Below are 12,072 nucleotides of genomic sequence, written 5' to 3' on the forward strand. Positions count from 1 at the left end.
ACCGGCCCACCCACGGGCCGACGGGCTGCGCCGCGAGTGACCCCGGCACCGGCTCACCACCCCAGGGCCGTGGCGACCTCGGCGCGCAGGGCGCGCAGCGCGGCGTCCGCGCGCTGGCGGGCCGCGCCGAGGTCGCCGCCGTCGACCGGTTCCACCACCTCCAGGTACGCCTTGAGCTTCGGCTCGGTGCCCGACGGTCGGACCACCACCCGGGCGGTTCCGGTGCGCAGGATCACCACGTCGGCGTCGGGCAGCAGGTCCTCCGCCGAGGTGACCGGTGCGCCGAGCAGACTCTGCGGGGTGTGCTGCCGGAGTCGGGCCATCGCGTCGGCGATCTGCGTCAGATCGGTCACCCGGACGGAGAGCTGGTCGGTCTGGTGCACGCCGAACTCGGCCGCCAGCTCGTCCAGCCGGTCGGTGAGCGTCCGCCCCTGCGCCTTCAGCCCGGCGGCCAACTCGGCGACGGTCAGCGCGGCGGTGATGCCGTCCTTGTCGCGTACGTGGTCCGGGGCGACGCAGTAGCCGAGCGCCTCCTCGTACCCGTAGGCCAGCGGGTCGGCGCCGTCACCAGCCCGGACGATCCACTTGAACCCGGTGAGCGTCTCGGCGTACGGCCGGTCCCGGGCCGCGCACATCGCCTTGAGCAGGGACGACGAGACGATGGTGGTGGCGAAGCAGCCCTGGACGCCCCGGCGCATCAGGTGGTCGGCGAGGAGCACCCCCACCTCGTCCCCGCGCAGCATCCGCCAGGCCGACCCCGCCCCGGCACTGTCTGCCGCCCCGGCACTGCCTGCCACGTCGGGGCCGTCCGCCGCCATGGCACCGCCTGCCACGTCGGGGCCGTTCGCCGCCCCGGCACCGCCTGCCGGCGCGGCAGTAGCTGCCGCCCCGACACCGGCGGGTTGGCGGACGACGACGGCGCAGCGGTCCGCGTCCGGGTCGTTGGCGATGGCCAGGTCCGCGCCGGTGGCCTCGGCGAGCGCCACGAGGCGGTCCACCGCGCCGGGCTCCTCCGGGTTGGGGAAGGCGACCGTCGGGAAGGCCGGGTCCGGCTCGGCCTGGTCCGGCACGATCCCGGGGATGCCGAAGCCGGCCCGGGCGAAGGCGGCGGTCAACACGGCGGCACCTACCCCGTGCAGCGGGGTGTACGCCACGGCCAGGTCACGCGGGCCGCCCGGGGCGACCACCGCAGCGGCCCACTCCACGTACCCGGTCGTCAGGTCGTCGCCGAGCAGCTCACCGGTCGGACCTAGCGGCACCTCGGTGAGCGGGCCGACGGCCCGGATGGCCGCCTCGATCCCGGTGTCGGCCGGCGGCACGATCTGCGCCCCGGCACCGGTGGCACCGCCCAGCTCGGCACCGAGGTAGACCTTGTAGCCGTTGTCCTGCGGCGGGTTGTGGCTGGCGGTGACCATCACACCGGCCGCCGCGCCGAAGTGACGGACCGCGTACGCGAGGACCGGGGTGGGCAGCGGTCGGGGCAGCACCAGCGCCGGGCGGCCCGCCCCGGTGGCGACCTGGGCGGTGCGGAGCGCGAACTCGTGCGAGCCGCGCCGGGCGTCGTACCCGATCACCAGCGGGCCGGTGGCACCCTGGGCGGCGAGCCAGCCGACCAGGCCGGCGGCGGCTCGGGTGACCACGGCCAGGTTCATGCCGTTGGGGCCGGCGCGCAGCGGGCCCCGCAGCCCGGCGGTGCCGAAGGTCAGCGGCCCGGCGAAGCGGTCGGCCAGCTCGGCGGCGCTGTCCGGCAGCCGGTCGAGCAGGGCCCGCAGCTCGTCCTGGCTGGCCGGGTCGGGGTCGTCGGCGAGCCAGCGTTGAGCCTGCCCGCGAAGGTCGTCGATGTCAGTGGTGTCCGCCGCCATCTGATGTTGATAGCACGACGGCGGACCGCCACGTGTCGCCCCCGGCAGCTCAGCCGGCGGAGGTGAGTTGGAAGGACTTCACCATCTCGTCGAAGATCGGTTTGCTCTCCTCGAACCGGTCGTGGCCGGAGGTGAGATAGAAGGAGTACGCCTTCCCCTCGTGCACCACCCCGCGCCACACCCCGTGCCGCCGCTTGTCACCCTCGCCGCAGGTGTACTCCAGCTCCGCCGCCGCCTTGCCGGCCAGCTCCTTCTCGTCCAACGCGAGTTGGTTGTACGGCTTGGCGCAGGTGTTTCGGGTCCGCAGCCCGTCCGCGGCGACCTCGGCCCAGCGGACCGAGGTGGTCCGGAAGTCCTCCACGATGATCCGCACCCGGCGGCCGGAGTCCTCCGGGTCGGTGTAGTCCACGAAGCTGCCGCCGGTGGCGCGCTTCCAGTCTTTGGGCACCATCACCCGTACCCCACGGGCGGAGTGTTCCCGCAGCTCCAGGTCACTGCCGACGGGAGCGGCCGAGGGGGTCGGGCCGGCCTGCGGCGCGACCGGCTCCTCGTCGCCGCCGCTGAACAGCACGATCGCGCCGATCAGCAGCACCACGGCCAGCCCGCCGGCCGCGGCGAGCTGCACCTTGCGGGGCAGCGCCCGCACGGTGGCGACCAGCCGGTCACCGGCCCCCCGGGCGCCGCCGGTGCCGCTGCTCGCGGCGGGGGTGGTCCACGGCTGGCCGGTGCCCGGCACCGACCACTGGTTGCCACCGTAGCCGCCGCCGGGCGGACCGGCGGCCGGAGCACCCCACGCCGGCACGGCCTGGGTGGCGTCGGCCCGCCCACCCGCGCCGGGCGGAGCACCCCACGCCGGTACGGCCTGGGTGGCGTCCGCACGGCCACCGCTGATCCGCTGGGTGGCCTCGGGGCCGCCGGCGTCGATCCGCTGGGTGGCCTCGGACTCACCGGCACCGGCACCGGCATCGGCACCGAAACCGGCGGACCGGTTGGTGCCGTAGGCGGTCTGGGGGCGCTTGCCGAAGGGGACCGCCTGGGTGGCGTCGGCCGCACCGGCCGCGGACCGGCCGGCCGCGTCGGCCCGGTCACCGGCACCCAGCCGCAGGGTCGCCTCCGCCTGGTCGTCGCCGCCGGGCTTGTCGGTCGACCCCGTCCGGCCCGGGGCCGGCATCGCCCCGGTCGGCGTGTGCAGCGGACCGGCCAATGCGTCCGCGCTGGTCTCGTCCAGTGCGGCGGCGCTGGCGGCGGGCTTCTTCGGCCGTCCGAGCCGGCGCAACTCGGCGAGCCGGTCGGTAAGCGACTCGCCGGGGCCGATCATCGCCCGGCCACCGATCTGACCGCTCGGCTTCGGCTCCGGCGTCGCCACCGCCGGTGCCGGCGGCGACACCGGGCGCTGCACGGGCACCACGGCGTACGGGTCGGTCACCGAGTGCACCGCGGTCGCGGTGCTGGTCAGCGGCCCGGCGAGCAGCTCACGCAGGGTGGCGCGGGCGGTGTGCACGTCGGTACGGCGGGCCGGGTCCTTCTCCAGCAGACCCATCAGCACCGGGGTCAACGGGCCGCTGCGGGACGGCGTGGCGGGCGGATCCTCGACCACGGCGTGCATGGTCTCGATCGGGTCGCCCTTGTCGAAGGGAGGCCGGCCCTCCACCGCCGTGTAGAGCGTCACGCCCAGCGAGAACAGGTCGCTCGGCGGCCCGAAGTCCTGCCCCATGGCCCGTTCCGGGGAGATGAAGTGCGGCGAGCCGAGCACCATGCCCGGGGTGGTGAGCTGCACGTCGGTGGGCATCCGGGCGACGCCGAAGTCGGTGAGCACACAGCGCCCGTCGGTGCAGATCAGCACGTTGGCCGGCTTGACGTCGCGGTGCAGCACCCCGATCGAGTGCGCCACCTCCAGCGCGCCAAGCAACGCGATGCCGATCTTGGCAACCGCCCGGGGGGCGACCGGACCGTCCTCGATCACCATGTCGGCCAGGCTGCGGGCGTCCAGCAGCTCCATCACGATCCAGGGGCGACCACCCTCGGTCACCACGTCGTACACCTGGACCACGGCGGGATGCTGGATGGCGGCGGCGGCGCGGGCCTCCCGCAGGGTGCGTTCGTACATCGAGTCACGGTCACTGGGGGCCAGACCCGGGGGAAGGATGACCTCCTTCACCGCGACGTCGCGGCGGAGCAGGGTGTCGTTGGCACGCCAGACCGTGCCCATACCGCCGTTGCCCACCGGCGAACGCAGTGAGTAACGGTCACCGATGGTGGTGCCGGGTGCCGCACGTCCGTTCGGGGGACTGACTTGTCCACCGCTCCACGTCGGAATCTGAGTCACAGAAAAGCCACCGGGGGAGTTCGAGGGGGGCTGGGACACAACCCCCCTATCTTGCTTGTTCCGACGCCCGATGCGAAACCCGGCGCGACGGACGTTTACTGAAACGATGGTCCCGACCCGGGGGTTCACCTCCGGTGTCGGCGGCGTGATGTGCGCAATCCCTCACCCGGCTGAGCAGCCGAGCGGCCTACCATCCGGTGATGAGCGAACGGCGGTCGAGCGAGTCCGGTTTTCCCATCAAGGACGTCTACACGGCGACGGACCTCCCTGCGGACCTCGACGAAAGCCTCGGTGACCCCGGCAGCTACCCGTACACCCGGGGGGTCTACCCCACCATGTACACGTCGCGGCCGTGGACCATGCGCCAGTATGCCGGGTTCGGCACCGCCACCGAGTCCAACGCGCGGTACCACCAGTTGTTGCGGGCCGGCACCACCGGCCTGTCGGTCGCGTTCGACCTGCCCACCCAGATGGGGTACGACTCGGACGACCCGATCGCGCACGGTGAGGTGGGCAAGGTCGGGGTGGCCATCGACTCCATCGAGGACATGCGGCTGCTCTTCGCCGAGATCCCGCTGGACAAGGTCTCCACCTCGATGACCATCAACGCCCCCGGCTCGGTGCTGTTGCTGCTCTACCAGCTCGTCGCCGAGGAGAACGGGGTGCCGGGCACGGCGCTCAACGGCACCATCCAGAACGACATCCTCAAGGAGTACATCGCCCGGGGCACCTACATCTTCCCGCCGAAGCCCTCGCTGCGGCTGGTCGCCGACACCTTCGCGTACTGCCGGGCGGAGGTGCCCCGGTGGAACACCATCTCCATCTCGGGCTACCACATGGCCGAGGCCGGCGCGAGCCCCGCGCAGGAGATCGCGTTCACCCTGGCCAACGGCGTGGAGTACGTCCGCGCCGCGATCGCCGCCGGGCTGGCCGTGGACGACTTCGCGCCCCGGCTGTCGTTCTTCTTCGTGGCCCGGACCACCCTGCTGGAGGAGGTGGCGAAGTTCCGTGCCGCCCGGCGGATCTGGGCCCGCCTCATGCGCGACGAGTTCGGGGCGAAGAACCCCAAGTCGATGATGCTGCGCTTCCACACCCAGACCGCCGGGGTGCAGCTCACCGCCCAGCAGCCCGAGGTGAACCTGGTCCGGGTGGCGGTGCAGGGCCTCGGTGCGGTGCTCGGCGGCACCCAGTCGCTGCACACCAACAGCTTCGACGAGGCGATCGCGCTGCCCACCGAGAAGGCGGCCAGGTTGGCTCTGCGCACCCAACAGGTGCTGGCGTACGAGACTGACCTGACCGCCACCGTCGACCCGTTCGCCGGCTCGTACGTGGTGGAGGCGATGACCGCGGAGCTGGAGACGGCGGCGGACGTGCTGATGCAGCGGGTGTTCGAACACGGGTCGGCGGTGGAGGCGATCGAGGTCGGCTTCCAGAAGCGGGAGATCGAGCAGTCGGCGTACCGGATCGCCCAGGAGATCGACTCGGGGGAGCGGGTGGTGGTCGGCCTCAACCGGTTCACCGTCGACACCGAGGAGCCGTACGAGCCGTTGCGGGTGGACCCGACGATCGAGAAGGCGCAGGCCGAGCGGTTGGCCACGCTCCGTGAGCAGCGGGACGCCGACGCGGTACGGCGGTGCCTGGCCGAGCTGCGCTCGGCCGCCTCGGGTACCGGCAACGTGCTCTACCCGATGCGCGAGGCGCTGCGGGCGCGGGCCACGGTGGGTGAGGTGTGTGGCACCTTGCGCGAGGTGTGGGGCACCTACCGCCCGAACGACCGGTTCTGACCCCGGTACGGGTCGCGCAGCGCGCCGGTCGAGGTGATGATCGGGAGCGCACGGGGTAATCCGATCGGGTGAAGCGGGACGCACAGCGTGTGCGGTCGAGCCGGGGTCCGGCGTGTGAGCGTCGGGGCTCCGCTGTTGCCGGGTGTCGTCGGGTAATTGTCGGAGGGTCACTCCCCTAGAGCGGCCAATGCGACAATTCGGCACGACGATCGTTGGTCCTCGGTACCGATTTGGTGATTGCCGGCCGGTTACGCGTTGTAGGAGGTGTGGGGCAGATGACCGCCTTGAACCCCGATCTACCTGCTGTCCCGCAGATTGTCGACCCCTCTCACCAGGGCGTACGTGACGCTTTGCGGTCTGATCACTACCGGAACGAGGTTGCGCAGCGTCACCGTCGGCGGTCTAGGCTGTCTGCTGTCCCACCCGAAGATCCATCCATTTCTAGTGATCGAGAATTCGACGTGACGAGTGCTTTGACGCTGCCCGGTGCCGGCCAACTCGGCTCGGATCCGCAGCTTCCAGCCGGGTCCCAGCCGCTGCCCTTCGAGCTCGACCACCTGCTCGCCCGCCGGGTGCCGGGGCTGATCGCCACCCGCCGTCACATCCACTCCCACCCGGAGCTCTCCGGCACGGAGTTCGAGACCGCGGCGCTGGTCGCCCGGGAGCTTTCCCTCGCCGGGCTGCACCCCCGGCTGCTGCCCAAGGGCAACGGCGTGATCTGCGACATCGACGGCCGCCCCGACGGTCCGGTGGTGGCCCTGCGGGCCGACATCGACGCGCTGCCGCTGACCGACGCCAAGGACGTGCCGTACCGCTCGACGGTCGACGGGGTCTGCCACGCCTGCGGGCACGACGTGCACACCACCGTGCTGCTCGGGGTCGGCATGCTGCTGGCCCAGCTCGCCGACGCCGGCCAGCTGGACGGTCGGGTCCGGCTGCTCTTCCAGCCGGCCGAGGAGATCCTGCCCTGCGGGTCGCTGGAGGTCATCGAGGCCGGCGGGCTGGAGGACGTGGTCCAGATCTTCGCCCTGCACTGCGACCCGAACCAGCCGGTGGGCAAGGTCGGCCTGCGGGTCGGCCCGATCACCGCCGCCGCCGACAACGTCACCGTCCGGCTCAGCGGACCGGGCGGGCACACCGCCCGCCCGCACCTCACCGTCGACCTGGTCGACGCCCTCGGCCGGCTGGTCACCGAGGTGCCGGCCCTGGTCAGTCGCCGGGTACCGGCGAACAGCGGCCTGCTGCTGGTCTTCGGCCACGCCGCCGCCGGCACCCGGAACAACGTCATCCCCTCCGAGGCCTCCGCCTCCGGCACCCTGCGGGTGATGGACCGCGACACCTGGGAGCTCGCCCCCAAGATCGTGTCCCAGGTGGTCCGGGACGTGATCGCCCCGACCGGGGCCACCGTCGACCTGGAGTACCTGCGCGGACGCCCCCCGGTCAGCAACGACGCCCGCGCCATCGACGTGCTCACCGCCGCCACCGCCGCCGCGCTCGGCCCCGAGGGGGTCGCCGAGACCCCGCAGAGCATGGGCGGCGAGGACTTCTCCTGGTACCTGGAGCACGTTCCCGGCGCGCTGGCCCGGCTCGGCGTCGGCCGGACCGGCCCCAACGTCGACCTGCACCGCCCCACCTTCGACGTCGACGAGCGGGCCATCCCGGCCGGCGTCCGGGTCCTGGTACAGACCGCCCTGCGGGCCCTGGCCGCGGCTCGCTGACCGTCGGGCCCGTGCTCGCTCCGCGCTCCACCAAACTCTAGATCTTGGACACTTACCGTCCAAATAGGACGGTAAGTGTCCAAGATTCACTTCGGGTCGTACCCTGAGGGTTGGGTGGGGGGTGCGGGGGGCGGGGTGGGTGCGCCTGTCGGGGTGGGTGTGGGGGGCGGGGTGGGGGTTTGGGTGGGCGGGGCCAGCCCGAAGCGGGTGGACGGCCCGCCCGGTGGGGGCGGCGTCGACCGCTTCCGGCGGCGCAGCCACACGACCAGTGCCCCCACCGGTACGCCGAGCACGATGAGCCACGGCAGCAGTGCGCCCAGCACGGTCAACAGGACCGTCACCGATATCCCGAAGACCCGCCAGCCGGCGCGCAGGCCGGCCAGGAAGCCCGTCTCGGACTCCTCCTCGGCGGTGCTCGCGTCCGCCCCGACCAGGGTCACCGTGATGGTGGAGAGCGCCGTCAGGTCCGCCAGCCGGCGCTTCTTCGCCTCCAGCGAGGCCAGGTCGGCCTCCCGCCGGGCCAGTTCGCTCTCCAGGGTGACCAGGTCGCTTATCGACTCCGCGCGGGCCAGCAGCCGTCGGGCGCTCTCCACCCGGGCCCGCTGGGTGGCGATCCGCGCATCGAGGTCGACCACCGCCTCGGTGACGTCCTCGGTGCTGATCCGCCGGGACTCCTGCCGGCCCAGGCCGGCGAGCTGGTCGAGGATCGAGGTGAACTTCTCCGCGGGTACCCGAAGTTGCAGTTCGGCGCGGGCGTTGCTGCCGGTGCTGTGCCGTTCGTCGGCGCCGACGAACCCGCCGGCCCCGGTGGCCGCGGCGGCGGCGTCCCGGGCGGCGGCCTCCACGTCGCCGTCCACCCGGACCCGCATCGTTCCGCTGTAGACGATCGACCGCTGCTCCACCCGCAGGTCGGTGGCCCCCCGCTCCGGCGGCGGGGCCTCGCCCTCGGCCGGGGCCCGCCCCGCCTCGGGGGCCTGCGGCAGGGCCGGCTGCGGGGCTGCCGCATCCGACCTGGCGGTGCCCGAATCCTCCGAGCCGCCCCGGCTGCACCCCCCGGCGGCCAGTACCGCTACCAGACCCAGCGCCGCCAGGGTCCGCACCCGTCGCCGTCTACTGCCTGTCGTCATTCCCCGCTCCCGTCCTCGACCCTCGGCGTGCGATACGTCGGACGCGGCGCGGTGCCGCGCCGGTTCCGGCAGACTGCGCTTCAGGACGTCACGATTGAGTAAATCGAGGAGGAGCGATGCAGCTCACCAAGTACGCCCACTCCTGCCTCCGGATCGAACACGAGGGTGCGGTGCTCGTGGTCGACCCGGGTGGGTTCTCCGAGCCGGCGGCGTTGACCGGGGCGGACGCGGTGCTGATCACCCACGAGCACCCGGACCACGCCGACGTCGGGGAGATCACCCGACAGCTCGACCGCAAACCGTTCGTCATCCACGGCCCGGCGTCGCTGTCCGGGGTGCTCGGCGACGCCGCCGAGGTGCTACGCCCGGTCGAGCCGGGCCAGACGTTCACCGCGGCGGGCGTGCCGGTCCGGGCGTACGGCGGCCGGCACGCCCTGATCCACCCCGACATCCCGGTGGTGGACAACCTCGGGTACCTCCTCGACGGGACCGTCTACCACCCGGGGGACTCACTGGTGGTCCCGGACGTACCGGTGGAGACGCTGTTCGCGCCGATCCACGCGCCGTGGTCGAAGTTCTCCGAGGTGCTCGACTTCATCCGGGCGGTCGCCCCACGCCGCGCCCTGGCCCTGCACGACGGTCTGCTCAACGACAACGGCCTGACCGTGCTCAACCGGCAGTTCACGGCCCTGTCCAACTGCGAGTACCAGCGGTTGGCACCGGGCACCCGGCTCGACGGCTGAGCCGGTGCCGGAGTCCTCCTCCGACGACGTCGTCCGGCGGCTGTACGGCACGCCACCGGCGCGGTTCGTCGCCGCCCGGGACGCCGCCGTCGCCGAGGCCCGCCGGGCCGGCGACCCGGCCACCGCCCGTCGGCTCGCCCGACTGCGCCGACCCACCGTCGCGGCCTGGCTGGTCAACCTGCTCGCCCTGCGCCGGCCGGACCTGGTCGCCGAACTGGCCGGGCTCGCCGAGGCGCTGCGGTCGGCCCAGCGCGAGCTGCGCGGCCCCCGGCTACGGGAACTTTCCGCCCAACGGCGTGCCGTCGTCGGTGCGCTGGTCGCCGAGGTCCGCCGGCTCGCCGCCGAGGAACCGGCGGCGCCACCGGCCGGGAAACTGCCGCTGGCCGAGGTGGAGGCCACCTTCAACGCCGCGCTCTCCGATGCCGGGGTGGCCGAGCAGGTCCGCTCCGGCCAGCTCCGACGGGCCGCCAGCTACGCCGGATTCGGCGAGGTGCCCCGACCACACCTGCGGCTGGTCACCGGCGGGGAGGAGGTGCCGGCCGTACCCGAACCGGCGCCGGCACCGTCGCGCGGCGGGCCGGACCGGGCGGCCCGGACCGAACGGGCCCGTCGGCGTCGGGCGTTGGAGCGGGAGCTGGCGGCGGCGCGTACCGGGGCGGACCGGGCGGCGGCGGAACTGGCCGGCGCGGCGGCGGCCGAGCGCGACGGCGTCGCCGCCCTGGCCGCTCTCGACGCCGAACTGGCCGAGCTGGAACGGCGTCGGGCCGGTGCCGAGCAGGAGGTGCAGCGGGCCCGGTCGGCCCGCCGGGCGGCGGAGCGGACCCACGCCGCCGCCCGGCGGCGCGCCGGCGAGGTGGAGGCCGCGATCGAGGCCCTCACCGAGCAGACCTCCGCAGCCCACCCCACCGAGGACGGTCCCGGCGACACCACCGGGCAGCCTCCGGACGCCGGGCCGGCATCGGGCGGTGGGCAGGCTTCGGCCGCCGGTGCCGCCGGTGCCGCCGGTGCCGCCGGTGCGCGGGGCAGCGGACCGGGCCGTCGCCGGGCACACTGACCAGGATGAATGGGTACGCTCAGTGAAGCCGGGCGGGGAGGCGGGAATGAGTACATGCGGTGGGCTGGGCCGCCCGGGACCTCGGACATGACGCCGGAGCAGATCGCCACCGCCAGCCGGGCCGTGGTGCTCGCCCTCGGCGATGCCTACAACCGGGATGCCGGCACCCTGCGCCGGGCCCGGTTGCTCGGCATCTCCGTGTGGGCGTTCCGGGTCACCGGCTGGGCGGGGCCGCTCGGTGACGTCTCCGCCGGTACGGTCACCGCCGCGCTCGGCCTGGTCGCCCCCGACGCGGTGGCCGAGGGGTGGGAGACGGCGACCCGGACGGTACGCCCGGTCGAGGTGGCCGCCGTGAGCCTCGCCGAATGCTGCCGGTGGGGTGACGAGCGGCTCACCGCGCTGCCCGGGGTGGACCGGCTGGCCGCGCTGCTGGTCCGGGTGGTCGCCGCGGCGGACGCCACCGGGATGCCACTCTTCGCCGCCTGGCGGGCCATGCCGGTGCCCCGCGACACCCCGGGCGCGCGGGCCGCCGTGGGGCTGCGCCTGCTGCGCGAGCACATCCTCGGCGGGTACCTGATCGCGTCGCGGGCCAGCGGGCTGAGCCCGCTTGAGGCGCTGCTCGCCGGAGGGCGGGGTGAGGCCGACGCGATCGCCTGCGGATGGCTGCCGCCGTACCCGCCGGTCGGCCCGCTGATCCGGCGGCAGCTGCGGGCGGAGATGGTGACCGACCGGCTGATCTCGACCGCGTTCCGGGCGCTCAGCTCGCGTGAGGGCATCGAGCTGGTGCGCCTGCTCAACGAAGCCCGGCGGCACCTGACGGAACCCGAGGTCCGGCGGCACCTGACGGGGCCCGGGGACCGGCGGCAGCCGGACTGACCGGCCGGGTCAACCATCCGTCACTCTGTGTGATTCACCGCCGGGGTGGCCCCCCGGCGGGCGCCCGGTGTGCCGACGGCGCAGACTGTGGGGGTGACAGTCGTGCTACGCCGAGGCGGTGCCGGTGGGGCGGGACCGCAGCTCCAGGACGTAGTCGTCCGGCGCGCCCGCCTTCTCGGCGGCGTTGGCGATCTCCGAGAGGTACCAGGACGTGGGCAGGCCGCCCTCGTACCCGGTGAAGACGTAGATCCAGGCGGTCACGTCCCCGTCCAGCGTCTCCACGCGTACGTGCAGCTTGCGGTAGGTGCCGGCGGTCACGCCCTCCAGCTCGTCGAGCTGGGCGGCGTCGTACGGGTGGATGTCGTAGAGGGCCACGAAGACCCGGTCGCCGGGCGACTCCACGACGGTGCTTACCGCACCCTCCCAGCCGATCACGTCCTCACCGGCGAAGGTGAGTCGCCACCCTTCGAGCCAGCCGACACCCACCATGGGCGAGTGCGGGCAGTAGGCGCGCATCCGGGCGGGGTCCAGGTTTGAGCCGTAGGCGGCGTAGTGACGCACGGCGATGACGATAGCCCGACG

General features: G+C 73.7%; 7 protein-coding genes and 3 pseudogenes. 5 read left to right on the forward strand and 5 right to left on the reverse strand.

Annotated features, from left to right (window positions below):
- Nucleotides 1-53: 53 nt before the first annotated feature.
- From ACN28G_RS01390 to ACN28G_RS01400, 3 genes and pseudogenes are all read right to left on the reverse strand, one after another.
- Nucleotides 54-782 (reverse strand): annotated as a pseudogene (locus tag ACN28G_RS01390) (phospho-sugar mutase); the annotation flags it as partial.
- 111 nt (nucleotides 783-893) lie between these two features.
- Nucleotides 894-1,862: pseudogene (locus ACN28G_RS01395) on the reverse strand (phospho-sugar mutase); the annotation flags it as partial.
- A 49-nt stretch (nucleotides 1,863-1,911) separates the two neighbouring features.
- The gene (locus ACN28G_RS01400) at nucleotides 1,912-4,188 is read right to left on the reverse strand and encodes a serine/threonine-protein kinase (protein WP_421478204.1); all 2,277 of its coding nucleotides are present in this window, start codon (nucleotides 4,186-4,188) and stop codon (nucleotides 1,912-1,914) included.
- A 200-nt stretch (nucleotides 4,189-4,388) separates the two neighbouring features.
- On the opposite strand from ACN28G_RS01400, the gene ACN28G_RS01405 reads away from it, so the two are divergent.
- A complete protein-coding gene (locus ACN28G_RS01405) occupies nucleotides 4,389-5,972 on the forward strand; it encodes an acyl-CoA mutase large subunit family protein (protein ID WP_421478205.1) in 1,584 nt (527 codons plus the stop codon).
- A gap of 461 nt (nucleotides 5,973-6,433) precedes the next feature.
- Nucleotides 6,434-7,690, forward strand: a complete 1,257-nt coding sequence (locus ACN28G_RS01410; protein ID WP_091434662.1) for an amidohydrolase — start codon at nucleotides 6,434-6,436, stop codon at nucleotides 7,688-7,690.
- Nucleotides 7,691-7,776: 86 nt separating this feature from the next.
- On the opposite strand, the gene ACN28G_RS01415 is transcribed toward ACN28G_RS01410, so the two are convergent.
- The gene (locus ACN28G_RS01415; RefSeq protein WP_421478206.1) at nucleotides 7,777-8,817 is read right to left on the reverse strand and encodes a DUF4349 domain-containing protein; all 1,041 of its coding nucleotides are present in this window, start codon (nucleotides 8,815-8,817) and stop codon (nucleotides 7,777-7,779) included.
- A 116-nt stretch (nucleotides 8,818-8,933) separates the two neighbouring features.
- On the opposite strand from ACN28G_RS01415, the gene ACN28G_RS01420 reads away from it, so the two are divergent.
- The 3 genes and pseudogenes from ACN28G_RS01420 to ACN28G_RS01430 all read left to right on the forward strand — a co-directional run bounded on the left by ACN28G_RS01420 (nucleotide 8,934) and on the right by ACN28G_RS01430 (nucleotide 11,490).
- Nucleotides 8,934-9,560, forward strand: coding sequence for an MBL fold metallo-hydrolase (locus ACN28G_RS01420; RefSeq protein ID WP_091434666.1), 627 nt, complete (start codon nucleotides 8,934-8,936; stop codon nucleotides 9,558-9,560).
- 4 nt (nucleotides 9,561-9,564) lie between these two features.
- Nucleotides 9,565-10,458 (forward strand): annotated as a pseudogene (locus ACN28G_RS01425) (hypothetical protein); the annotation flags it as partial.
- Nucleotides 10,459-10,701: 243 nt separating this feature from the next.
- Complete coding sequence (locus tag ACN28G_RS01430; protein WP_229688135.1) at nucleotides 10,702-11,490, forward strand: helix-turn-helix domain-containing protein; 789 nt, start codon at nucleotides 10,702-10,704, stop codon at nucleotides 11,488-11,490.
- Between the two features lie 105 nt (nucleotides 11,491-11,595).
- Here ACN28G_RS01430 and ACN28G_RS01435 read toward each other — a convergent pair whose 3' ends face one another.
- Nucleotides 11,596-12,051, reverse strand: coding sequence for a gamma-glutamylcyclotransferase family protein (locus ACN28G_RS01435; protein WP_091434668.1), 456 nt, complete (start codon nucleotides 12,049-12,051; stop codon nucleotides 11,596-11,598).
- Nucleotides 12,052-12,072: the final 21 nt, after the last annotated feature.

The sequence above is a fragment of the Micromonospora sp. WMMA1923 genome, from assembly GCF_049179195.1.
Lineage (GTDB): Bacteria > Actinomycetota > Actinomycetes > Mycobacteriales > Micromonosporaceae > Micromonospora > Micromonospora yangpuensis.